This is a genomic window from Magnetococcales bacterium (genome assembly GCA_015231755.1).
Taxonomy (GTDB): Bacteria; Pseudomonadota; Magnetococcia; order Magnetococcales; family Magnetaquicoccaceae; genus Magnetaquiglobus.
Genome location: JADGAZ010000016.1, coordinates 18,450 through 42,615, shown reverse-complemented (window position 1 = coordinate 42,615; position 24,166 = coordinate 18,450). Strand labels below are relative to the sequence as shown.

Here is a 24,166-nt window from a genome sequence, read left to right as displayed (position 1 = left end):
ACCATGGGAATCGTGGCAACCATTTTACGGAAATTCCACGGCGGCGTACACCCGAAAGAGTACAAGGAACTCTCCCGGCACTGCGCCATCGAAGAGCTTTCCACGCCGCCGAAACAGCTTTATGTTCCGCTGCACCAGCACATGGGCGCCCCCTGCGACCCGTGTGTCGAACCGGGAGAACGGGTCTACAAGGGACAGGTCATCGGCATTCCCAGCGGGTTTGTCTCGGCACCGATACACGCTCCCACTTCCGGGACCATCCAGGCCATCGTCGAACATGTGGTGGCTCATCCTTCGGGATTGACCATGCCCTGCGCCGTCTTGATTCCGGATGGCAACGATCAGTGGCATCCGGATCTCAAAGGGTTGGACAACCCCTACACCGCCGATCCCCAGGCCATCCGCAACAAAGTCCGCGAAGCCGGTGTGGTGGGCTTGGGCGGAGCCACGTTTCCGAGTTTCATCAAGCTCTCCCCCCCGGATGGCAAGGTGGCCGAACTGCTGATCATCAACGGCGTGGAGTGCGAACCCTATCTCACCTGCGACGCCCGCGTGATGGAAGAGCGTTCCCGTGAGATTGTCGAAGGCATTCGCATCATGCTGCAGGCGTTGCAAACCAGCCGCTGCATCATCGCCATCGAAAACAACAAACCCGGCGCCATTCAATCCATGAGCCGTGCGGTGGAGGAGACCCCCCATATCAAAGTGGTCGCCCTGCCGGTGATGTATCCCCAGGGCGCGGAAAAACAACTCATCGAGGTGGTGATCAACCGTCAGGTTCCCTCCGGAGGACTGCCCATCGACGTGGGGGTGATCGTCCACAACGTGGCCACCGCCACGGCGGTACGGGAGGCGGTGCTGTTCGGACATCCCCTGATTCGTCGGGTGGTCACGGTCACCGGCCTGGGCATTCCCCGACCCGCCAACCTGGAAGTACCCATCGGCACTCCGGTTCAGGCTCTGATCGATCATTGCGGCGGTCTGAAACCCGGCGTGAAAAAGGTGGTCATGGGGGGGCCGATGATGGGTGTGGCCCTGAACGATCTTCAGGCGCCGGTGGTCAAAGGCACCTCGGGTCTGCTGGTCATGCTGGCCAAAGAGACCTTTGTGGAACCGGAACAGCCCTGCATCCGCTGCGGCAGTTGTCTGGATGTCTGCCCGGTTGAACTGACCCCCTGCGAAATAGCTTGGCGCGCCCGACACGATCTCATCGACCAGTTGCCGGAAGTCCATATCATGGACTGCATCGAGTGTGGCAGTTGCGCGTTCGCCTGTCCGGCCCACATTCCCCTGGTCCACTATTTCCGTTACGGCAAACTGGCCCTGGCCGCCAAAAAGCACGACCGGGAAAAGGCGGAACTCAACCGCCAGCGCACCAAGGAGAAACAGTTGCGCGCCGATGCGGAAAAAGCAGAAAAAGAACGCAAGAAAGAGGAGATGCGCCTCGCTTCCGAGGCCCGCAAAAAGGCCGCAGCCGCAGCCCCCAAACCGGCTGAACCCACTCCCGCCCCCGCGCAACCACCGGCTTCGACCGACAAACCCGCCACCGAGGAGAGCGCGCCATGAGCCCCACTCCCCTGTTGACCCCCTCTTCGCCCCATGTGCATGGGGGCAGTTCGATTCCGGCCCTGATGAAAGCGGTGATCTGGGCCTTGCTGCCCGCCGCCGCCATGGGGGTGATGGTCTTTGGCTGGTCGGCACTGTTCGTGATGCTGATCACGGTAGCGGCCTGCATGGTCACGGAACGCCTCGCCAACGCCATCCGGCGCCGCCCCTCCACCTTGAATGACCAGTCCGCCGCCCTCACGGGTCTGTTGCTGGCCATGACCCTGCCTCCCAACTCCCCCTGGTGGATGTGTGTGGTGGGGGGATTCTTCGCCATGCTGATCAGCAAACATCTGTATGGCGGCCTGGGTTACAACATGTTCAATCCGGCCCTCATCGCCCGGGTGTTTCTGCTCGTCTCCTTTCCGGTGCAGATGACCACTTGGCCGGCCCCGGCCCCTCTGCTGAGCGAACACGCCCTTTCCCTTTCCGAAGGGTTGGCGATGATCATCTCCTCCCCCTTCAATACCCCGGAACTCCTGGACGCCATCGCCACGGCCACGCCTCTGGGCCAGTACCGCACCGAAGTCAGCATGGGCCACACGGTCCGGGAGGCTCTCGGTGGCAACTACGGATTTGATCTGTTCGCCGCCGTCGGCGGCATGATCAAAGGCTCCCTGGGAGAAACCTCGGCCTTGCTGCTGACCCTGGGTGGCATCTATCTGCTGCGCAAGAAAGTCATCACTTGGCACATTCCCATCTCCATGCTGCTGGGAACGGTGGTGCCCGCCATCATCTTCTGGTACACCAATCCCGCCAAATATCCGGATCCATTTTTCCATCTGGTCACCGGTGGTCTGATCCTGGGGGCCTTCTTCATGGCCACGGACATGGTCACCTCGCCGGTCACACCCAAAGGACAGCTTCTTTTCGGCTTCGGCTGTGGTCTGCTCACCTACCTGATCCGCACCTGGGGAGGGTATCCCGAAGGGGTCTCGTTTGCCATCGTGATCATGAACGCGACCGTGCCGCTCATCGACCAGTATTCGCGCCCCGTGATCTACGGCAAAGCGAAAAAGCACGCATAGGAGGCCGCCAATGCCGCATTTTCTCAAAATGGGTGTGATTCTCATGGCCGTGGGCCTGATCGCCACCGCCATCCTGGCCGGAGTGGAAGGCGTCACCCGTGAACCCATCGCCCAAACCCAACGTCAGGAACTCCTGAACGCCTTGGCCAAGGTCATGCCCAAGGGATTCGACAACGCCCCGGAAAAAGACTCGGTGCAACTGACCGATAAACGCATCAACCGTCAGGAAAAACCGGTTTCCTTCTACCGGGCCCGCAAAGGAAAGGATCCCCTGGCCGTGGCCTTCATGGTCTCGGCCCCGGATGGCTATTCGGGCACGATCGACATTCTGATGGGCGTGGATGCCCAAGGCGCAGTGACCGGTGTTCAAATCGTCTCCCACGCCGAAACTCCGGGACTGGGTGACAAGATCGTCAAAACCGACTGGCCCAAAGCCTTTCTCGGCAAAAGTCTGAAAAACGCCAAATGGGGCGTCAAGAAGGATGGGGGCGAGTTCGACCAGTTTGCCGGAGCCACCATCACCCCCCGGGCCGTGGTCGGCGCGATCAAACGCGGCCTGGAATACTACGCGGAAAACCAGGACAAGATCTTTAAAACCCCGAGTGCGGAGTCTGCCCCATGAGCGGAGAAATCAAGGAAATCATTGTCAACGGGTTTTGGAAGAACAATGGCGTCTTTGTCCAGATGCTGGGCATGTGTCCCACCCTGGGGGTGACCACCTCGGCGGAAAATGGACTGGGCATGGGATTGGCCACCGCGTCCGTGCTGGTGGGATCCAACATGGTGGTCTCCATGGTGCGCAAGGTGATCCCCAACGATGTACGCATTCCGGCTTTCATCATCATCATCGCCGCCTTCGTCACCATCATCGATCTGGCCATGAACGCCTTCGTGCATGATCTGCATAAGGTGCTGGGTCTGTTCATTCCCCTGATCGTGGTGAACTGCATCATTCTGGGTCGGGCCGAAGCCTTCGCCTCGAAAAATACCGTGATCGGCTCCATTCTCGATGGCGTGTTCACCGGTCTGGGCTTCACCTTCGCCCTGACCCTGCTGGGCAGCATCCGGGAAATTCTCGGTTCCGGACAAATCATGGGTCACGTGGTGTTCGGACCCGATTTTCAACCCGCCTTGGGATTCATCCTGCCCCCGGGGGCGTTTATCGCTTTGGGTTTCATTCTCATGACTTACAAATGGATCAATCAAAGATCATCTTCCGAGAGTTGATTCCTAACATCTTAGATACTTATCAAAACCGGGAATGGAGCCTCCATTCCCGGTTTTTTTTGAATTTTTTCTTGCCGGAGGCGCGCCATGTTTGATAATAATAAATCCGGATACTTTGCATCAACCACATTAAACTCCTGACAGACCGGATTCACTACACGACATGAACACCCTGATCGTAGACGACATCACGGAAAACCGCGCCCTGCTGGCCGATATTCTCAAGCCCTTTTCCCATTGCGATGTGGCCACCAATGGCCAGGAGGCTGTGGAGATTTTCGAAGCGGAACTGGTGGATGGCAACCCTTACGACCTGGTCTTGTTGGACATCATGATGCCGATCATGGACGGCCAGGAGGCATTGAAACAAATGCGCGCCCTGGAAGAAAACTATCAAGTACACGACGAAAACCGGGCCGCGATCATCATGGTGACTGCCGTGGATGCCATGTCGGAAATCTCCGAAGCCTTCGATACCGGGGGATGTACCGACTATCTCAACAAACCCATCACCCGGGGCAAACTGCTGGTGAAACTGGCCGAACTCGACCTCATCCCCAAAGAGTGGTGGAAACACTCCTGACCCCCCCACCTTATTACGATCCCGGCCCCCCGCAACGCGTTACGCTCCCCGGATCACCGCTCCCGGAACGCCTTGTCCATCGATGCGTAGATCGGCTTGAGCATATATTCCATCAAGGTCTTGGAGCCGGTATGGATATCCGCCTGGACCGCCATGCCGGGCAACACCTCGTTGTGTTTGGGATCGTTGCCCACATAAGCCCGTTCCAGCCGGATGATTCCCTTGTAATAGGGGTTCGGATCGCTTGACTCCTTGAAGGTGGTGGCGGAAATCGACTCCAACACCCCATCGATCCCCCCATAGCGGGAAAAATCGTAGGTCGTCACCTTGACCGTCACCGCCTGTCCGGCTCTGACGTGGCCCACATCGCGGGTATTGATGCGGGTCTCCACCCGTCGTGTAGTCTCCACCGGCACGATTTCGGTCAGCAGCCCACCGGGAGGCACCACACCCCGCAAGGTCTCCATCTGCAAATTCTTGATCACCCCTTTGACCGGCGCCCGCACATCCAGACGCTCGACCCGGTTTTGCTGACGCAACATGCCTTCACGCAACTGGCTCAACTCGGACGTGATGGCACCCAACTCCTTGAGGGCGTCCTGCCTGACCTCGTCATTGAGGGAGACCAATTGCTTGACCGCCTCATCCAGCTCCTTCTGGGCGGTCACCAGATCGCCCCGGGTACGTTCCAGATCCCCGGCCACACGGCTGCGATCCCGCTCGCTGCCCAGGGCGGCCAACCGGGACATCACCCCCTTGGCCAGACCGGCCCGACGCATGGCGACCTCTTCGTCGAAATAACGCAACTGCTGTTCCAGGGAATCCCGTTGGGAGGTAAGATTGGAAATGCGCAGACGGCGTTGATCCATCTTGAGCCGCAACACATCCCGTCGGCTTTCCCGAAAGGCCCGCTGGGCGGTCAAAAGCTGCACCTGATCCCGGATCAGATGGGAAAATTCGGTGGGAATCGTCTCGAAAGTCGGCTCTTTTTCCTCCAGGAAGGCCCGGTTGCGGGCAATTTGCGCCTCCAGAGCGGCATGCCGGGCGCGCATTTGGTTGAGTTCCGCCAGGGCCGACTCCGGGGCCATCTGAAACAGCACCGCACCCACATCCACTAAAGAGCCTTCCTTGACCAAAATCGCCTTGACGATCCCCCCTTCCAGATGCTGGACATGTTGCACCGGCCCCGCAGGCATGACCTCGCCGACCGTAGGCGCCATCTCCTCCATCCGGGAAAAGGAGGCCCAAACGAGAAACAAGATCATAACCCCTGCCGTAAACCCCAGGGCAAGACGCACCAGACTGGAGAGGCCAGACTCCTCCAAGACCACGGACTGGGCCAGATAACGCCGCTGCTTGTTGCCCTGTTTCATGGTCTGGGCAACTTTTTTCTCCGGTTTGAGCACATCGGGGTCCACCAACAGTGCCGCCTGAGAATCGGCAGACCTGGATGGCGCATGCCCGGAGGAGGAAGGCGCGACTGAAGCCGCCGCCAACGTGACCAGTGGCGGGGACACGGGCGGTGGCGGGGACACGGGCGGTGGCGGGGACACGGGCGGTGGCGGGGACACGGGCGGTGGCGGCAATGGAATCGGAGTCGGGGCCACGGCCACCGTGGACAACACGACAGGAGCAGAAGCCACCACCGACACAGGCACCACCACCGGGACCACGGAAGCCGGAGGCTCAACCATGGCGGCAGAGGCCGTGGGGGGCTGGACGGACGCGGCTCCCGGGGCCGGGATATTCTTGGTTTTCTCCGCAAGGTCCGGGGGGGCGCCGACGGTAAACGAAGCCGCCATCCGGGGCGGTGCAGCCGGTTCCGGGACCACGCTCTCCGCGACCTTGTCCTTTTTGGGCGGACGGCCAATGGCCACCATCATGGAGCGGGCCGCGGGGCGTCCATCCGCCTTGGCGGGTGGCTTCTCCTTGGGATCCGGAGTGGTCATACAAAACCTCCTGGAATTTGACGCAACACATCATCCGGCTTGCCGGCAAGACGCAAATAGCCCTGATCGAAATACAAGACCAGATCGGCGATGCGCACATGGCTGGGCCGGTGGGTGACGATAAAGATGGTCCGTTTGCCCCGCCACTCCTTGACCACCCGAATGAAGGCCTGATCATCCTCCCAGCCAAGGCTGTTGGCCGGTTCATCGAACAGCATGATCTGGGAGGGTTTCAGATAGGCGCGGGCCAAGGAGAGTTTCTGGACCATGCTGGCGGGAAGCTGGGCGGATTTCTGGTCCCCCACCCGGGTCCAGAATTTTTTGGGCAACGCCATGATTTCGTCATACACCTGGGCCTTGCGACAGGCATCTTCCAGATCCTCGTCCGATGCGGTGGCGTGGGCCAGTCGGAGATTTTGGGCAATGGTGCCATAAAAAAGGCTACAGGTCTGGGGCACATAGGCCACGGCGTGACGCAATTCGATGACATTCATCTGGCGGATGTCCAATCCGTCGATGCGGATGCTTCCGGCCTGGGGGGCATAGAGTCCGGCGATCAGCTTGACCACCGTGGACTTGCCACAACCGTTGGGACCGATCAGGGCCACCACCTGACCCGGAGTGACCTCGAAATTGACTCCCATGAGGGCGGGTTCCGCCTCGGGAACATAACGGATGCTGACCCGCACAAAGGAAATCTGACCCTTGAAGGTTTTGATCGGTTCGATGGAAGTATACTCTTCCCGTTCCGGGACGACATTCATCAATCCGTTGATCTGGGTAATGCTGGAACGGACCTGTTCCAGCCGGGTCATGGCGATGAAAGCGCTTTGGATCGGAGCCAGCACCCGCCACACCAACACCATGGAGGCCACCAGACCACCGGTGGTCATGGAGGCGTCCATCACCCGGAACACCCCGAGTCCGATCACCACCACCCCGGAACCGACGATCAACACGGTGGAGATGGCGTTGACCGCAGCGTTGATGAGGGCGGTACGAAAGTTGGCCATGGCGGCCTGGGCCGACAATTGACGAAACCGTTCCAGCCAGATGGACTCCATTCCCCCGTATTTGAGCGCCCGCATCCGGCCCAAAGCCTCGACGACGAATTCCTGTTTGCGGCTGCTCGCTCGACGGGAGCGGGCCTCTTCCCGGGCCACCATGGGCATCATCACGGCCCACAAGGCCACGAACAAAGCCATGGTCACCATGGGCACGATGGCCAACGGCCCACCGAGAAGGGCGATCACCCCAAAAAAAACGATGGAAAAAGGCAACTCGAAAAACACCATCATCAACGGCCCGGTGAAAAACTCACGCACCGAATCGAAATCCTTGATGCGGGCCACCTGGGCGCCGGTGGGAGCCCGTTCGGTAAAGCTGGGGGTCAGGGACAGAATGCGCATGAAAATGGCGTTGCTGACAATGCTGTCCATGCGTGAACCGATATACATGAGCATTTTAGTGCGCAATTTCCGCATCAGCCAATCGAAAGTCATCACCACGCCGATCCCGATCAGCAAATAACCCAAGGTCTCCAGGGACCGACTGCCCACCACACGATCATAGACAGCCATGGTGAACAGTGGCGGAGCGACCTGCAACAAGGTGATGGCGAAGGTGACCATGAAAATATAGACGATCAACTGCCGGAACCGTTCCGCCACCATGCGGAACCAACCGAGCCGCTTTTGGATGGCGGCCCGTTCTCCCAGGTCCATGGGCGCGAAAAAATAGATGGTACCGGGAATGTAAGCCAGGGGCTGACGCTCCAGTTGACCGGTGGCCCCATTGAACAGAATCCATCCATCCATTTTGCGTTTCAGCAGCACCATACAAGGCTGCTGGTCCGGCACGAACAGACAGGGCATCAAGCGGGGATCAATCTCTCTGAGGTCGAGGTGGGCCGGTCGGCTGACATAGGTGAGATTGGCCATCATGTTGCGCAGGCCGGTGAGGTCCAGGGTTTCGGCAAAGTGGGGCAACGCCTCGGCCACATGGCGCAAATCCCCCCGATAGCCCAAAGACATGAGCAATGGAATCATGCAGGCGCCAAAATCCGAAAGCCGGGCGAACTCCGCCAGCAAACCGGTCACAGGCTGCCGGGGACGGATCATGCGCCGCACGGACTCCAGTTCGTGATCCTCGCCGGAGAAAAAAATGGAATCGGGCATCGGGTCAAGACCTCCGGGAATCCAGCTTCGCCGGGGAGGGGGGAGGAGCGAACGGAGCCCTGGGAGGTTTGGGAACCAGGGTGCCATCCTTGATTTCGTACACCCGATCGGCAATTTTCTCCAGGGAGGGGCGATGGGTGACCATGATCAGGGTCGTTTTGCCATGCATGGCTTCCAGCAACGCCTTCAATTTCTCATCGCCGCTGCTGTCGATGGCGGTATTGGCCTCGTCGAACAAGACGATGCGGGGCGCGGAGACCAGGGCACGGGCAATGGTGATGCGCTGCTTGATGCCTCGGGGAATGGATTCGTCGGCCCCATCGTCGATGATGGTTTCGTAACCTTTGGGCAGTTTGGCGATGAAATCCTCCAGATGCAGCTTGGACGCCGCTTCCAAAGCCGCCTCTTCCCGTTCGGGCCGAAACATGTGGATATTGTCCAGAATGGTTCCCTTGAACAGCATGCCCACCTGGGGCATGTAGGCCACCTGGGAGTGCAAGGAACTGGGATCGTAATGGGCCAAGTCATAATCGTCGATCAGCACCCTGCCTTTGGTGGGACGGATGGCTCCCATCATCAACCACAACAGGGTGGTTTTGCCGGTGGTGCCCTGAATGGCGATGCTCTCCCCCGGATTGACCACCAGATTGACATCCCGGATCACCATCGGCGCCGCCATTGATCCGGTTTTGTCCTTGCCCGCATGTTCCGCCGCTTCCACAGGATAGGAAAAACTGACATTCTCCAGCACCAGTCTGCCCTGCACTTCCGGGAGGGGGGGTGTTCCGGGGGGGGCGTCGGGCTTGAGTTCAAAAATGGCGCTCAACCGTTGTTTGGCCACGCGAATGGTCTGAAAACGGGCCCAGATGCCCACAGCCCGCTGCAACGGCTGAATGGATCGACCCGCCAACATGCTGCACGCCGACAGACCACCGATGGTCAAATCGTGATTGATCACCAGAATGCCCCCAAACGCCACCACGGCCACGGTGGTCAACTGGGAAAAAAACGAGCCGATGTTCTGGGCGTCCGCGCTTTGCATGCCGACATGCAAGGCGCCCTGGGCGCAGGCTTCCTGAAGCCGCTCGTAGCGACGCAGCATCATGGCCTCCATGGCCATGGACTTGACCGCGTGGATGCCGTTCAACACCTCGATGATGAAATTGACCCGTATATCATCGGCCTTCATGCGTTCGGAGACCGCCCGGTGGAGCTGGGTGCCGATGTAAAGCGTGAACAGCATGAACAATACAAACACGATCACCGGAATCAATACCAGCAAGCCGGCCAGATGGTAGATCATGATCAGAAAGATCGGCACGAACGGCAGGTCCAGAATCACCAGCACCGCGCTGCCGGAGTAGAAATCCTTGATGACGTTGAGGGCGTTAATCCGCTCCAGATGCACCCCCGCCCCGGCCCGTTCAAAGTCGGCGAAGTTGAGGCTCATGAGCCGTTCCAGGGCGCTGACGCTGGCATTGTGTTCAAACCGGGCTCCCAGCCAAGCACCGATGTAGGAACGGCCCATTTTCAGGAAGGCTTCCACCAGCAAGGCCACGGAGACCCCGATCAGCAACAGGCTCAAGGTGCTGGTGGCCTCGTTTTGCAGGATGCGGTCATAGACCTGCAACAGCGTCAACGGCAAAACCAAAGCCAACAGGTTGAGCAGCGTCGAAACCAACATCAGATCCCACAAGGAGTCCTTGACCACAGAAAACGGGGTCAGCCGCGCCGGCCATCCATCTTTGGAAAAAAAAGAATCCTTCACCATGATCCCGGCTCCGTTCCCGCCTTTGGCCTTCGTCACTATCCGCACCTCTTATCGGCTGAGCGTGACTGCATTTCAAGGAGGAATGTCAAAATAACAGGCATACAAATTGCGAAACGTCCATTCACCATCAACCTTCCATCCGTTCCTTGGGTGCCTGCTTGTGAAACGGACCCTTCTCACCTTCGTGCTGCCGTGGCTGCTGTGTTGCAGTCCGATCCACGCCGCATGGGCGCTATCGCTGGACGACGCCCTGAACGAGGCTCTGAGATCCAATCCCAAACTGTTGGCCGCCGGACAGGAACTGGAAGAGACCCGTCAAAAAATCCGTCAGGCCTTCGCCGGATATCTCCCCACCATCGACTTCAATATGGGCACAGGTCGGGAGTGGGTCAACACCCCCACCACACGCATACAGGATCGGGGCGGTCTGACCATGGACCGGGGCGAAGCGGGAATGAACATCAATCAACCCATTTTCGACGGATTCAACACGGTTCACAAGGTGACGCAGGCCAAAGCCCAGGTCGAAGGGGCGGACTATTCTTTTCTGGACGTGGCCGAGACCGTCACCCTGGATGTCTCTCTGGCCTATGCCGAAGTCCTGAAACAGCGCAAGCTGCTGGAAGTGGCCAAGGAGGCCATGACGCTGCATTCGCAGATTCTGGTCAAAACCCGCCAGACCACCCGTCTGGGCATCACCGCGGAAATGGATGCCCGACTGGCGGAAAGCCGGGTTGCCCTGATCGCATCGGATCTGGCCTCCACCGAAGGGCTGTTGCGCAGTGCCGAAAGCCGTTTCGTCACCCTGGTGGGATTCCCCCCCCCCGGCACACTCGACATTCCCCGTATCGATCCCAAACAACTGCCCACCACCCGCGACGACGCCATGGGAACCGCCATGAGCCGTCATCCGGCCCTGCTGGCCGCCAAGGCGGACCTGGATGCCACCCGTGCCGAAAGCAAGGCCACCGCCGCCTCGTTGTGGCCCAAGATCAGTCTGGAGATGGCGGTTTCCGACAGCGCCAACGCCAGCGGCACCCGAAGCTACTCCCAGGACGCGTCGGCCATGTTGCGTTTCAAGTACAATCTGTTTCGGGGAGGTTCCGACACCTCCCGGTTCAAGGAGAGTTCCTTCAAGGCCGCCCGCTTCCGGGATAAAATGGAAGAGGTGCGTCAACAGATCGAAGAGAAGGTCAATCGGGCCTGGAACGCCCTGCTGGCCTCCCGCGCCCGGACCCAGAGCCTGGAAAAACATCTTGAAACCATCCAGGCGGTCAACCGCGATCATCAGGAGCAACACCGTCTCGGCAGCGAAAGCCTGCTGGACCTGCTCAACTCCGAACACGAACTTCAGGCCGCCAAACGACTGCTGGTGGAAGAGGAGTTCCAGTTCCTGATGGAGTCGTTCCGACTGCTCGCCGCCATGGGACGCCTCAAGGAAACCCTGGTCCAGCCGGATCCTCCGGCCTCCGCGTTTCCCGCAACCATGGCCCAGACCCAAACCACAACGCCAGCCCCGCAAGCGGTTGCCCCCCCGGCCCCATCCCAACCCCCGGAACCCCCCCGGCCCCCGGTGACATCCGCCTTGCCAACCACCCCGAACCGGCCGGAAAACAACCGGATCGCCGCTTCCGCAACCGATGCGCCCCTCACCTCCGCCCAGGAAGAGGCCATGAACGGTCTGGTGGACGCGCTCTTCCAGTCGGAACCCGCAACCGAAACCCCACAATCGCTCCAGACCCCAGCGACACCACCGGTGCAAACCACCCGACTCCCGGAACAAGAGCTATCGGCCCAGGAAGCCCGCGCCGCTCTGGCCGAAACGGTCCGAGACAATCACCGTCCCCCCTCCCAGGGAAAGGTTTCCAACGCCTTGGACGCCCTGGCCCGGACGGTCCACGCTTCAAGTGAGCACAACCCCTCTCCCGCCGACAACATCGTGCCGACCTCCAAACCATCCCCGGACCCGAACACCCTGCAAGCAATGGAAAACATCCCCTTGCAGCAGTTTGTTCATCTCATGTCCGACGACGAAACCAAAACCGCCTCCCGGAAACCCACGCCGGATCTGCTGCAATACACCATCCAGGTCGGCAGCTTCCGGGACGAAGGCTCCGCCATCAAACTGATCGGACAGTTGCAGGACAAAGGCCACGATCTGTATCTGCGAGAAATCCAGGACGACCGAAAACAGACCCGGTATCAAGTCTCCATCGGTCGGATGGAAAACGAACAGGCGGCACGCCAGACCCTCAAGCGATTTACCGACCAGGAGGGCCGACCCGGCATCATCATTCCGGTGCCCCGGCAGGGCAGCTCCACCGTCTCCGAACCCATGCCCTTCACCAATCCCCCGCCCCAAAAAGGCCAAGCGGAAAACCGCACCACTCCGTCCACCGGCCCCAACCCGGCAGGATACGCCGTGCAGGTGGCCGCCTTCCTGGACCCGACCGAAACCGACAAAAAACTGGTGCAACTGTCCGCCAAAGGTCTTGACCTCTATCTGTGCGAAACCCGCGACGCCGACGGTCGCACTTGGCAATTGATCTGGATCGGTCGTTATCCCGACAAGGAACAAGCCGCAGCCGCTGCCGCAGCCTATTTTCAGAACCTCAAAGAACCAGCCCAGGTGATCGAAATCCGCCCCTCCAGCCCCGAAGATCCCCAGGTCATCACCCGGGTGGGTTCTCCGGCCTGATGGCGGACGGGCGGAAATCGTTCCTGACGATACAACAGCTCCAATACACACAGGACCGAATCGATGATAACACTCGGAACACTTGTCAAGCTGGATGATTTACGCTCAGTATGGAAATCCGAAGCGCAGCATTTCACACCCTGGCTTGCTCAAGAAGAAAATCTCGCGGAACTTGGAAAGACAATTGGAATGGAACTTGAGCTTGTCGCGCAAGAACATTCCGTTGGCATTTTCAAGGCGGATCTCCTATGCAAGGATACCCTGACACAGCAATACGTACTTATTGAGAATCAGCTGGAAAGAACTGACCATTCTCATCTTGGACAGATTCTTACCTACGCAGCGGGAGTGAGTGCAAAGGCCATTGTGTGGGTGGCCACTTCATTCACGGATGAACATCGGGCAGCGCTCGACTGGATGAACGAAATTACAGCAGCGGATTACGGTTTCTTTGGTTTGGAAATTGAACTCTGGAAAATCGGAACCTCTGATCCCGCCCCCAAGTTCAACGTGATTTCCCGACCAAACGACTGGAGAAAAAGAGTCACTAAAAATCCAGATCCTAGAGATTTATCAGAAAATGCACTTCTGTATCAACGCTATTGGACGGGACTCAGGGATTTCTTTTCAGAGAATCGCAAGAAAACCGTACTGCGCCCTCAGAAACCATCGACCAGTCATTGGATCAACTTTGCCATAGGCCGCACCGGATTTCTCCTGTGCGCAGTAGCCAGTATTGATAAGCAACGCATCAGTGTTGAGATCAATATCTATCCAAGAGATATGAATCCGAAGGCAGCTTTTGCTGCATTACAAGACAACAAAGATGAAATCGAAAAAGAGCTTGAATTTTCCGTTGATTGGCTTGAACTCCCTCATGCAAAAAGTTCAAAAATTGCCATAGTCAATCCAAACATCGACGTCGCGTCGGAAAAAGATTGGCCGTCGCAATTTTCCTGGCTTGCTGACAAATTAGAAAAATTACATGAGGTTTTCCGCCCCCGCATCGAGAGATTATCATTTCCACCGTCTTCTTGAAGGTCTGCTTAATCCTTCCTGCTCACCCACTCCAGGAACCGCTTGAGTCTGCCGGAGGCCGGTGACGGGGCTGGATTCCCTGGACGTGAGCAGCCAACTCCGTCTTCTTCAATTTGCAGTCATGCAGTCATTCTGCGCTGCGCCATTTTCAATGGACATGGCAATACCACGCCAATCGCTTCATCCAGACCCGACCCTGCCCGGATCAAATACCCGCCCCATGGGTACCCATCGCGAAAAAAAGCACACCAGTTGGCCCGATGTCTTGAAAAAAACCGCAAACGCCTCCATGATACCCTCGACCGACATGGATGGCTTGCGCTCCTGTCGGGGATCGTTGACGGCATCACGGGCATTTCCAGCAAATGCCGTGAAATCGTGTCACGCCAAGCCCTTCCGGGCAAACCCGCGGACACCGGACGATACCCGACGAGAACGCGAAGAATAACAGAAAAATAATGGAGATTCTGGTTGATCACTGCTGCCACGCACCACGGGAGACCCTTGTGACCAAACCCGCCCCCAAGGACACCCCATTTTCCACCGGTCATCAACAGTGGCAACAAGCCGCCGCCCAGGCTCTGGGGGGTGAATCGCCTCTGGATCTGGCCTGGACCGGCGCCGAAGGGATTCCCCTGCAAGCCCTGTACACCGCCGACGATCTGGCCTCCCGGGACTGGGATCCCCACACCATGCCCGGCCTCTCCCCTTATGTGCGGGGGCCATATCCCACCATGTACGTCAAACGGCCCTGGACCATCCGCCAGTATGCCGGATTCTCCACCGCCGAGGCCTCCAACGCCTTCTATCGTCAGTCCCTGGCCGCGGGCGGTCAGGGAATTTCCGTGGCTTTCGACCTGCCGACCCATCGGGGATACGACTCGGACCACCCGGAAGTGGTGGGGGATGTGGGCAAGGCCGGAGTGGCCATCGACTCCATCGAAGATCTGAAAATCCTGTTTTCCGGCATCGCCCTGGAACGGGTTTCGGTCTCCATGACCATGAATGGCGCGGTGTTGCCGATTCTGGCGGGATATGTGGTGGCGGCCCGGGAACAAGGCGTGGCGGAAGCCAGACTCAGCGGCACCATCCAGAACGACATCCTTAAAGAATTCATGGTGCGCAACACCTACATCTATCCGCCGGGACCGTCGATGCGCATTGTCGGCGACATCATCGCCCACGCCTCGGCCACCATGCCCCGCTTCAATCCCATCTCGATTTCCGGCTATCACATGCAAGAGGCCGGAGCGGATGCGGCCCTGGAGCTGGCCTATACCCTGGCCAACGGCAAAGCCTATGTGGAAACCGCCCTGGCCCGTGGTCTGGATGTGGATGATTTCGCCCCGCGTCTGTCGTTCTTTTTCGGCATCGGCATGAACTTCTACATGGAAGTGGCCAAACTGCGAGCCGCCCGCCTGTTGTGGCAGCGGATCATGGCGCCCTTCAAGCCGCAAAATCCCAAATCCAGCCAGTTGCGCACCCATTGCCAGACCTCGGGATGGTCTTTGACCAGTCAGGATCCCCACAACAACGTGGTGCGCACCACCATCGAAGCCATGGCCGCGGTCTTTGGCGGCACCCAGTCCTTGCACACCAACGCCCTGGACGAGGCCATCGCCCTGCCCAGCGAATTCGCCGCCCGGGTTGCCCGCAACACCCAGATCATCTTGCAGCAAGAGGCCCATCTGACCCATGTGATCGACCCCTGGGGCGGTTCCTACCTGATGGAGAGCCTGACCCACGATCTGGCGGCCAAGGCCTGGAGCCTGATCGAAGAGATCGAAGCCGCCGGGGGCATGGTGGAGGCCATCGCCCGTGGACTGCCCATGCGACGCATCGAAAGTGCCGCCACCCTCAAACAGGCGCGCATCGACCGGGGCGAAGAGGTGATCGTGGGGGTCAACCGCTATCGCTGCGCCACGGAAGAACCACTCGACGTGCTGGTGGTGGACAATCTGGCGGTACGGGAATCCCAGTTGCAGCGGCTCGCCCAGGTGCGGGCTGCGCGGGATCCGATCGCGGTGCAGGCGGCCCTGACGGCCCTGACCCAAGCCGCCACGGAAAACAACGGCAACCTGATGGCCCTGTCCATCGAGGCCATGGCCGCCCGGGCCACGGTGGGCGAGGTGAGCGAGGCGCTGGCCCAGGTGTATGGACGGCATCGCCGTCAGATCGGGGCCACCAGCGGGGTTTATGGAACCAATTGGCAGGGTGAAGCGGTGTGGCAACAACTCGCACGGGATGTGACGGCCTTCGTGGCCCGCACCGGACGACGGCCCCGACTGCTGGTGGTCAAGCTGGGGCAGGATGGTCATGACCGCGGCGCCAAGGTGATCGCCTCGGCCTTTGCCGACGCCGGTTTCGATGTGGATATCGGTCCCCTCTTCCAGACTCCCGAGGACGCGGCCCGGCAGGCGGTGGAAAACGATGTCCACGCCATCGGAGTCTCCAGTCTGGCGGGAGGCCACGCCACCTTGTTGCCCCTGCTGATGCAGTCCCTGGCCCGGGAAGGGGCCAACGATGTGGTGGTGGTGGCCGGTGGGGTGATCCCGCAACAAGAATACGCCGCCTTGCAGGAACTGGGGGTGGCGGAGATCTTCGGCCCCGGAACCTCGGCGGTGGATGCGGCCAAACGGGTGCTGGCGGCCATCGAGCGTCGTCTGGCGCACACGGCGGTCTGATTGATGTCGGAGCCGGAGTTGACGGCAGGGATCCGTCGCGGGGAGCGTCGCGCCTTGGCCAAGGCCATCACCTTGATGGAAAGCAGCCGACCGGACGACGACCGGCGTGCGGTGGCCCTGCTGGAATCCCTGCCCGCACCGGATGAACCGGCCTTGCGGGTGGCCATCAGCGGTCCTCCCGGAGCCGGCAAAAGCACGCTGATCGAGACCCTGGGACTGCACGCGGTGGCCAGGGGACTGCGCACGGCGGTGTTGACCATCGATCCTTCCTCCCGGCGCAGCGGCGGCAGCATTCTGGGGGACAAGACCCGCATGCCCCGCTTGAGCGCCCATCCCCTGGCCTTCATCCGCCCCAGCGCGGCGGGGACCACCCTGGGAGGGGTGGGACGGCGTACCCGGGAGACCATGACCCTGCTGGAAGCCGCGGGTTACGGGCTGATTCTGGTGGAAACCGTGGGCGTGGGCCAGAGCGAAACCGAAGTGGATGGCATGGTGGATCTCTTCGTGCTGGTGTTGTTACCCAACGCGGGAGACGAATTGCAGGGAATCAAACGGGGCATCATGGAGTTGGCCGGATTGATTCTGATCAACAAGGCGGACGGGGTGTTCACCCAGGCCGCCGAACTGACCCACGCCCAGGTGAGCGCCGCCCTGCCTTTGTTGCATCGCGGGAAAAACGACGATGGCTGGCAACCTCGGGTATTGATGGTCAGCGCCCAGGAGGAACGGGGCATCGATCAAACCCTGGAAGCCCTGCTGACCTTCCAACGTCAGACGACCGCCAACGGCGCCCTGGCCAGAAAACGGCTCCATCAGGCGAGCGGATGGATGTGGGATCGAATTCACGACGGATTGCGGCAACAATTTCTGGCCGATCCGGCGGTACAACGACTGGCCGCCGAACTGGAACCACAGGTGCGCCGGGGTGAAGTGGGAGCCGTGGTGGCGGCGGAACGGATGTTGCGTGTTCATGGTGGCAGCGGGAACGGAAATCATGTGGGAAATCATTGACAAGCTCGACAAACTCCGCGATCAGGCCCGTCTGGGCGGCGGCGAGGAACGGATCAAGGCCCAGCATCGCCGGGGCAAGCTGACCGCCCGGGAACGGCTGGATGTCTTGATGGATCCCGGCTCCTTTGAAGAGCTGGACATGTTTGTGGAACACAACTGCGCCGACTTCGGCATGGGGGATACCCATGTGGCCGGAGATGGGGTGGTGACCGGTTTCGGAACCATTCACGGACGGCGGGTGTTCGCCTTTTCCCAGGATTTCACCGTGCTTGGGGGGTCGTTGAGCGAAACCAATGCCCGTAAGATCTGCAAAATCATGGATATGGCGGTCCGGGTCGGCGCGCCGGTCATCGGCATCAATGACTCCGGCGGGGCGCGCATCCAGGAAGGGGTGGCATCCTTGGCCGGATACGCGGAGGTGTTCCAACGCAACGTACTCGCCTCCGGGGTGGTGCCGCAGATTTCCGCGATCATGGGACCCTGCGCCGGAGGGGCGGTCTACTCACCGGCCCTCACCGACTTCATCCTCATGGTCAAAGACACCTCCTACATGTTTTTGACCGGACCGGAGGTGGTCAAGACCGTCACCCACGAAGAGGTGACCGCCGAACAACTGGGAGGCGCCAACACCCATGCCACCAAATCCGGCGTGGCGGATTTCGCCTTCGGCAACGACCTGATTCTGCTCAAGCAGTTGCGCCGTCTGCACTCGTTTCTGCCGGACAACAATCTCGCCCCCCCGGTGCGCATCGACACCGGAGACGATCCCCGCCGTCAGGAACCCTCCCTGGACACCCTGGTGCCGGACGATCCACTGCGCCCCTACGACATGAAAGAGCTGATCGAAAAGGTGGTGGACAACCACGATTTCATGGAGGTCCAGGCCGGATACGCCAAAAATATCGTGATCGGCTTCGCCCGCATGGATGGCCACACGGTGGGCATCGTCGCCAATCAACCCCTGGTGCTGGCGGGATGTCTGGATATCGCCAGTTCGGTGAAGGCGGCCCGCTTCGTGCGTTTTTGCGACTGCTTCAACATCCCGCTGGTCACCTTCGTGGATGTTCCCGGTTTTCTCCCCGGTCTGCAACAGGAGTTGGGGGGCATCATCAAACATGGGGCCAAACTGCTGTTCGCCTTCGCCGAAGCCACGGTCCCCAAGGTGACGGTGATCACCCGCAAGGCCTATGGCGGGGCTTACGATGTCATGTCGTCCAAGCATCTGCGGGGCGATCTCAACTATGCCTGGCCCAACGCCGAAATCGCGGTCATGGGACCGAAAGGGGCGGCGGAAATCATCTTCCGCAACGAAATCCGCTCCGCCGAAGACCCCGAAGCCCGACTCAAGGAGGTCAGCAGCGCCTATGCGGCCAATTTCGCCAATCCCTTCATCGCGGCGCGCAAAGGATTCATCGACGATGTCATCATGCCCCACGATACCCGTTTCCGGGTCATCCGGGGACTGCAGAACATGATGGGCAAAAAATTGACCAATCCTTGGAAAAAACACGACAATTTGCCACTGTAGCCGGGGGATGCGAAGCATGCGCAGGATCTTGATTGCCAATCGGGGCGAAATCGCCTGCCGGATCATCCGCACGGCGCGCCGCATGGGTATCGCCACGGTGGCCATCCATTCCGACGCCGACCGGGACGCCTTGCATGTCCGTCAGGCCGATCAGGCGGTACGGGTGGGTCCGGCGGCCAGCAGCGCGTCGTATCTGGCGGTGGAAAACATTCTGGCCGCCATCGCCCAGACCCAGGCCGACGCGGTGCATCCGGGCTATGGCTTTCTGTCGGAAAACGCCACCTTCAGCGAAACCCTCCGGGAACAAGGCGTGGTGTTCATTGGTCCGGGGCCGGAGGCCATCCGCGCCATGGGCGACAAGATCGCCTCAAAAAAACTGGCCAACGCGGCGGGCGTCAACACCATTCCCGGCCACCCGGAGACCATCGACAGCCCGGAACAGGCGGTGACCATCGCCCGCCAGATCGGCTATCCGGTGATGATCAAAGCCTCGGCGGGAGGGGGCGGCAAAGGGATGCGTCTGGCCCGCAACGACCAGGAGGTGATGGAAGGGTGGCGTTCGGCTTCCAGCGAAGGACGCAATTACTTCAAGGACGACCGGGTCTTCATCGAAAAATTCATCGAAAAGCCCCGTCACATCGAAATCCAGATCCTCTGCGACGCCCACGGCAACGGGGTGTGGCTCAACGAGCGGGAGTGCTCCATCCAGCGACGCAACCAGAAGGTGATCGAAGAGGCTCCCTCCTCTTTTGTCGATCCCGACATGCGCCGCGCCATGGGGGAGCAGGCGCTGTCTTTGGCCAAGGCGGTGGGATATGTTTCGGCGGGTACCGTGGAGTTCGTGGTGGGGGAGGATCGGCAGTTCTATTTTCTGGAGATGAACACCCGGCTCCAGGTGGAACATCCGGTCACCGAGATGATCACCGGGCTGGATCTGGTGGAACAGATGATCCGCATCGCCCGGGGGGAGAAACTGGGTTTCACCCAGGCCGAGGTTCCCTTGCGGGGCTGGGCCATGGAAAGCCGCATCTACGCCGAAAACCCCTACGCGGGATTTCTGCCCTCGTCGGGACGGCTGGTACGTCATCAACCGCCCCAGGAGAACGAACGGGTACGTGTGGATACCGGAGTCTTTCCTGGCGGGGAAGTATCGATCCACTATGATCCCATGATCGCCAAACTGATCACCTGGGGCGAGGATCGCCAGACCGCCATCGCCACCATGCGCGCCGCCCTGGACCATTATGTCATCGACGGTTTGGCCCACAATATCGATTTTCTCAACGCGGTCTTGGGTCACGCCCGCTTTCAGGCCGGAGAGCTTACCACGGCCTTCATCGCCGAAGAATATGCCGACGGTTTTGGCGGCGCTCCCCTGACGCCCGAACTCAAACAATTTTTCGCCGTGGTGGCGGTGAGCATCGAACAGGCCGAAGAGGCGCTGCTCTCCTTGCCGCCGGCGCGGGAAGAGTGGATCGTGATGATGGCCGGCGAGGCGGTTCGGCTGACGGTGGAATGGGGCGAAGGGGACAATCTCATCACCCTGGAAGACGGAACCCGGCTGGAGGTAGACAAATCCTATCGACCCGGCCAACGGCTGGCGACCTTCCGGATCGAAGGGCAGCCCCGCACGGTCCGGATCCGACGGATCGAGGGAGGCTATCAGCTCTCCCACGGGGGAAGCCGGGTACAGGTGACGGTCTGGCCCTGGCGTTTATACGCGATGGCCAAGCGCATGCCGGAAAAACGGCGCACCAGCAGCTCCAAATCCCTGACCACCCCCATGCCCGGACTGGTGCGCGAGGTGATGACGGTGGCCGGGCACAAAGTGGCCCAGGGGGATCCGTTGTGCGTGCTGGAGGCCATGAAAATGGAAAACACCATCCGGGCCGAAAAGGATGGCGTGGTGGCGGTGGTGCATGTCAAGGCCGGTGACACGGTGGAAGCCGATGCCATCTTGTTCACCTTTGAATAATCGAAGAAAACCGAGGTCGCGATGATCGGACGATTGAACCATGTGGCTCTGGCGGTTCCGGATCTGGACCAGGCGATGGCGACCTATCGGGAGATCCTGGGCGCCCAGGTGGATGCCCCCTGCGACCTGCCTGAATTCGGGGTCACGGTGGTGTTCGTGCGCCTGCCCAATACCAATGTGGAGCTGTTGCATCCGTTGGGAGATCGTTCCCCCCTGATTCGTTTTCTGCAACGCAATCCTTCCGGGGGGATGCATCACGTCTGTTACGAAGTGGCCGACATCCGGGCCGCGGTGGAACAGTTGCGCGTTCATGGTCTGGAGGTGTTGGACCCGGAACCGAAAATCGGCGCGCATGGCAAACCGGTTGTTTTCCTTCACCCGAAAGGAATGGGTGGAGTGTTGGTGGAGCTGGAACAAGCCAGTCAGGATCCATAATCTAAACAGGGAGTTGAAAAAATGAGTGATATTGTGATTGTCTCTGCTGCCCGTACCGCCGTGGGTGCTTTCGGAGGAGGCCTGAGCGCAGTTCCGGCACACAAACTCGGAGAAATCGCCATCGTCGAGGCGCTGAAACGGGCGGGAGTGGCGCCGGCGGATGTGTCCGAGGTGGTGATGGGGCAGATTCTGTCGGCTGGCGCCGGTCAGAACCCGGCCCGTCAGGCCGCGGTCAACGCGGGCATTCCCGCCGAAAAGACCGCCTATGGCATCAACCAGTTGTGCGGATCCGGATTGCGGGCGGTGGTCAACGGGTATCAATCCATCTCCATGGGCGACGCGGAGATCGTGGTGGCGGGCGGTCAGGAGAGCATGAGTCTGGCTCCCCATCTGCTGCATCTGCGCAACGGCACCAAGATGGGTTCCGCCGAAATGCAAGACAGCATGATCCGCGACGCACTCACCGACGCCTTTCACAATTATCACATGGGCAACACGGCGGAAAACGTCGCCAAGAAGTGGGGGCTGACCCGGGCCGAACAGGACGCCTTCGCCGCCGCTTCCCAGCAAAAGGCGGAAGCAGCCCAGAAGGCAGGCCGTTTCAAGGATGAGATCGTGCCGGTGGTCATTCCGGGCCGCAAAGGGGATGTGACCATCGACACCGACGAGCATCCCAAGCACGGCACCACGGCGGAGAGCTTGGCCAAGCTGCGGGCCGCCTTCGACAAGGAAGGCACCGTGACCGCCGGCAACGCCTCCGGCATCAACGACGGCGCGGCGGTGGCGGTGCTGATGAGCGCGGAAAACGCCGCCAAACGGGGTCTGCAACCCCTGGCCCGCATTGTTTCCTGGGCCTCTTGCGGCGTGGATCCGGCCATCATGGGTACCGGTCCCATTCCGTCCAGCCGTCTGGCCCTGTCCAAGGCGGGCTGGACCATCGACGACCTGGATCTGATCGAAGCCAACGAAGCCTTCGCCGCGCAGGCCCTGGCGGTCAACAAGGACATGGGCTGGGATCTGTCCAAGGTGAATGTCAATGGTGGCGCCATTGCCCTGGGTCATCCGGTGGGCGCGTCGGGTGCCCGCATTCTGGTGACCTTGCTGTACGAAATGCAACGCCGCAACGCCCGCAAGGGTCTGGCGACCCTGTGCATCGGTGGCGGCATGGGCATCGCCTTGTGCGTGGCCAGAGACTGATGCCTTGAATCCGGCGCAAGCGCATATTGCGCCGGATGCTTTCGGATCGTTTGACCGTCGGGTTGAGGGGGATCCCTCCCCTCAACCCGACCCGATCCTGACCCCTTCAACCTTTTCATTTTTTCAACCATTGAAAAAAAAGAGCGGGTTTGGGAGATTCCTCTCCCAAGGTTTTGCCTTTGACCTGCGCCCCCGGTCCTCCCTGCCGACCCGGTTCCGTCACGACGATTGCAAAAGGTCTTTCATGATGCAAAACACAGTATTGCTGCTGGAACAAGATGAAACCGGAACCACCCAGCCCCAACTGACCACCCTGGAGGTGTCCGATCTGCCGCCAGGAGACGTGGTGGTGCGGGTGGCGCGCTCTGGCATCAACTACAAAGACGCCCTGGCGGTCACCGGCAAAGGCCCGATCATCCGACGTTTTCCCATGGTTCCCGGAGTCGATCTGGCGGGGGAGGTGGTCACCTCAACCGATCCCGACTGGCATCCGGGAGACCGAGTGATCGGCACCGGATACGGCATGGGGGAAAACCGGCACGGGGGCTTTGCCCAATACGCCCGACTGCCGGGAGAATGGTTGACCGCGCTGCCGGCGGAGATGACCCTGGAACAGGCCATGCTCCTGGGCACGGCGGGTCTGACCGCCATGCTGGGGGTGGCGGCCCTGGAGGCGGGAGGGGTGCGTCCCGACGACAAAGAGGTGCTGGTGACCGGCGCTTCCGGCGGGGTGGGCGGCTGGGCCGTGGTGTTGCTGGCGCGACTGGGTTATCGGGTCTGCGCGGCCACCGGACGGTTGACCCATGGAGAGTATCTGCGTCAACTCGGAGCGACCACGGTGATCCACCGGTCGGAATTGACCGCCTCCACCAAACCCCTGGATGCCCAACGCTGGAGCGGCGCCATCGACGTGGCCGGCGGGGCCACCCTGGCGGGAGTGCTCAAGCACATTCGCCATGGCGGCACGGTGGCCGCCTGTGGACTGGCGGATGACTCCTCCCTGCCCGCTTCGGTCTTTCCATTCATCCTGCGCAACATCCGTTTGCAGGGGATCGATTCGGTGATGATCGCTCCGGCGACACGCCAAGCGGCCTGGAACCGTCTGGCCCGGATCATCCCGCAGGATGGTTATGCACACTTTATCGATCGCACGGTTTCGTTGGCACAAACACCGGCGGCCTGTCTGGATCTCCTGACCGGCCGGGTACGGGGACGGGTGCTGGTCGATCCTTTTTCAGCATGACACTTTCCAAATCAAGG

17 protein-coding genes are annotated in these 24,166 nt (G+C 60.4%); 14 read left to right on the top strand and 3 right to left on the bottom strand.

Going from position 1 to position 24,166, the window contains the following annotated elements:
* Positions 1-3: 3 nt before the first annotated feature.
* From rsxC to HQL98_11440, 5 genes are all read left to right on the top strand, one after another.
* Positions 4-1,566 (top strand): electron transport complex subunit RsxC, encoded by a 1,563-nt coding sequence (rsxC, locus tag HQL98_11460; GenBank protein ID MBF0272666.1) that lies wholly within the window; start codon positions 4-6, stop codon positions 1,564-1,566.
* Positions 1,563-2,633, top strand: a complete 1,071-nt coding sequence (locus tag HQL98_11455) for an RnfABCDGE type electron transport complex subunit D (protein MBF0272665.1) — start codon at positions 1,563-1,565, stop codon at positions 2,631-2,633. Before rsxC ends, HQL98_11455 begins: the two co-directional genes overlap by 4 nt.
* Positions 2,634-2,643: 10 nt before the next feature.
* A complete protein-coding gene (gene rsxG, locus HQL98_11450) occupies positions 2,644-3,255 on the top strand; it encodes an electron transport complex subunit RsxG (GenBank protein MBF0272664.1) in 612 nt (203 codons plus the stop codon).
* Positions 3,252-3,860: an electron transport complex subunit E gene (locus HQL98_11445; protein ID MBF0272663.1), complete on the top strand. Its 609-nt coding sequence runs from the start codon at positions 3,252-3,254 to the stop codon at positions 3,858-3,860. Before rsxG ends, HQL98_11445 begins: the two co-directional genes overlap by 4 nt.
* A gap of 163 nt (positions 3,861-4,023) precedes the next feature.
* Positions 4,024-4,443, top strand: a complete 420-nt coding sequence (locus HQL98_11440) for a response regulator (protein ID MBF0272662.1) — start codon at positions 4,024-4,026, stop codon at positions 4,441-4,443.
* A gap of 53 nt (positions 4,444-4,496) precedes the next feature.
* Here the strand turns inward: HQL98_11440 and HQL98_11435 are convergent, their stop codons facing one another.
* The 3 genes from HQL98_11435 to HQL98_11425 form a co-directional block, all read right to left on the bottom strand.
* Positions 4,497-6,392 (bottom strand): HlyD family type I secretion periplasmic adaptor subunit, encoded by a 1,896-nt coding sequence (locus HQL98_11435; protein ID MBF0272661.1) that lies wholly within the window; start codon positions 6,390-6,392, stop codon positions 4,497-4,499.
* Entirely contained in the window at positions 6,389-8,512 is a 2,124-nt protein-coding gene (locus HQL98_11430; GenBank protein ID MBF0272660.1) for a peptidase domain-containing ABC transporter, read from the bottom strand. The genes HQL98_11435 and HQL98_11430 overlap by 4 nt, the downstream gene beginning before the upstream one ends.
* A gap of 61 nt (positions 8,513-8,573) precedes the next feature.
* Positions 8,574-10,340 (bottom strand): ATP-binding cassette domain-containing protein, encoded by a 1,767-nt coding sequence (locus HQL98_11425; GenBank protein MBF0272659.1) that lies wholly within the window; start codon positions 10,338-10,340, stop codon positions 8,574-8,576.
* Positions 10,341-10,500: 160 nt separating this feature from the next.
* On the opposite strand from HQL98_11425, the gene HQL98_11420 reads away from it, so the two are divergent.
* From HQL98_11420 to HQL98_11380, 9 genes are all read left to right on the top strand, one after another.
* Positions 10,501-13,038, top strand: a complete 2,538-nt coding sequence (locus HQL98_11420; GenBank protein ID MBF0272658.1) for a TolC family outer membrane protein — start codon at positions 10,501-10,503, stop codon at positions 13,036-13,038.
* Between the two features lie 63 nt (positions 13,039-13,101).
* Entirely contained in the window at positions 13,102-14,076 is a 975-nt protein-coding gene (locus HQL98_11415) for a DUF4268 domain-containing protein (protein MBF0272657.1), read from the top strand.
* A gap of 458 nt (positions 14,077-14,534) precedes the next feature.
* Positions 14,535-16,760, top strand: a complete 2,226-nt coding sequence (scpA, locus tag HQL98_11410; protein MBF0272656.1) for a methylmalonyl-CoA mutase — start codon at positions 14,535-14,537, stop codon at positions 16,758-16,760.
* 3 nt (positions 16,761-16,763) lie between these two features.
* A complete protein-coding gene (meaB, locus tag HQL98_11405; protein ID MBF0272655.1) occupies positions 16,764-17,771 on the top strand; it encodes a methylmalonyl Co-A mutase-associated GTPase MeaB in 1,008 nt (335 codons plus the stop codon).
* On the top strand, positions 17,755-19,299 hold the full coding sequence (locus HQL98_11400) for an acyl-CoA carboxylase subunit beta (protein ID MBF0272654.1): 1,545 nt from the start codon (positions 17,755-17,757) through the stop codon (positions 19,297-19,299). Before meaB ends, HQL98_11400 begins: the two co-directional genes overlap by 17 nt.
* A 16-nt stretch (positions 19,300-19,315) precedes the next feature.
* Positions 19,316-21,274 carry an acetyl/propionyl/methylcrotonyl-CoA carboxylase subunit alpha gene (locus tag HQL98_11395; GenBank protein ID MBF0272653.1) on the top strand — a complete coding sequence of 653 codons (1,959 nt, stop codon included), beginning with the start codon at positions 19,316-19,318 and terminating at the stop codon, positions 21,272-21,274.
* A gap of 21 nt (positions 21,275-21,295) precedes the next feature.
* Entirely contained in the window at positions 21,296-21,709 is a 414-nt protein-coding gene (mce, locus tag HQL98_11390; GenBank protein ID MBF0272652.1) for a methylmalonyl-CoA epimerase, read from the top strand.
* Between the two features lie 21 nt (positions 21,710-21,730).
* Positions 21,731-22,906: an acetyl-CoA C-acetyltransferase gene (locus HQL98_11385; GenBank protein ID MBF0272651.1), complete on the top strand. Its 1,176-nt coding sequence runs from the start codon at positions 21,731-21,733 to the stop codon at positions 22,904-22,906.
* 247 nt (positions 22,907-23,153) lie between these two features.
* Positions 23,154-24,149, top strand: coding sequence for an oxidoreductase (locus HQL98_11380; protein MBF0272650.1), 996 nt, complete (start codon positions 23,154-23,156; stop codon positions 24,147-24,149).
* Positions 24,150-24,166 lie beyond the last annotated feature (17 nt).

Excerpts from the sequence above, each read along its gene's own strand:
- rsxG (MBF0272664.1), top strand. The coding sequence starts at position 2,644 with ATGCCGCATTTTCTCAAAATGGGTGTGATTCTCATGGCCGTGGGCCTG.
- rsxC (MBF0272666.1), top strand. The coding sequence starts at position 4 with ATGGGAATCGTGGCAACCATTTTACGGAAATTCCACGGCGGCGTACAC.
- HQL98_11395 (MBF0272653.1), top strand. The coding sequence starts at position 19,316 with ATGCGCAGGATCTTGATTGCCAATCGGGGCGAAATCGCCTGCCGGATC.
- mce (MBF0272652.1), top strand. The coding sequence starts at position 21,296 with ATGATCGGACGATTGAACCATGTGGCTCTGGCGGTTCCGGATCTGGAC.
- HQL98_11400 (MBF0272654.1), top strand. The coding sequence starts at position 17,755 with ATGTGGGAAATCATTGACAAGCTCGACAAACTCCGCGATCAGGCCCGT.
- HQL98_11385 (MBF0272651.1), top strand. The coding sequence starts at position 21,731 with ATGAGTGATATTGTGATTGTCTCTGCTGCCCGTACCGCCGTGGGTGCT.
- HQL98_11425 (MBF0272659.1), bottom strand. The coding sequence starts at position 10,340 with ATGGTGAAGGATTCTTTTTTTTCCAAAGATGGATGGCCGGCGCGGCTG.
- meaB (MBF0272655.1), top strand. The coding sequence starts at position 16,764 with ATGTCGGAGCCGGAGTTGACGGCAGGGATCCGTCGCGGGGAGCGTCGC.
- HQL98_11415 (MBF0272657.1), top strand. The coding sequence starts at position 13,102 with ATGATAACACTCGGAACACTTGTCAAGCTGGATGATTTACGCTCAGTA.
- HQL98_11430 (MBF0272660.1), bottom strand. The coding sequence starts at position 8,512 with ATGATCCGTCCCCGGCAGCCTGTGACCGGTTTGCTGGCGGAGTTCGCC.
- HQL98_11445 (MBF0272663.1), top strand. The coding sequence starts at position 3,252 with ATGAGCGGAGAAATCAAGGAAATCATTGTCAACGGGTTTTGGAAGAAC.
- HQL98_11380 (MBF0272650.1), top strand. The coding sequence starts at position 23,154 with ATGCAAAACACAGTATTGCTGCTGGAACAAGATGAAACCGGAACCACC.
- scpA (MBF0272656.1), top strand. The coding sequence starts at position 14,535 with ATGGAGATTCTGGTTGATCACTGCTGCCACGCACCACGGGAGACCCTT.
- HQL98_11435 (MBF0272661.1), bottom strand. The coding sequence starts at position 6,392 with ATGACCACTCCGGATCCCAAGGAGAAGCCACCCGCCAAGGCGGATGGA.
- HQL98_11440 (MBF0272662.1), top strand. The coding sequence starts at position 4,024 with ATGAACACCCTGATCGTAGACGACATCACGGAAAACCGCGCCCTGCTG.
- HQL98_11455 (MBF0272665.1), top strand. The coding sequence starts at position 1,563 with ATGAGCCCCACTCCCCTGTTGACCCCCTCTTCGCCCCATGTGCATGGG.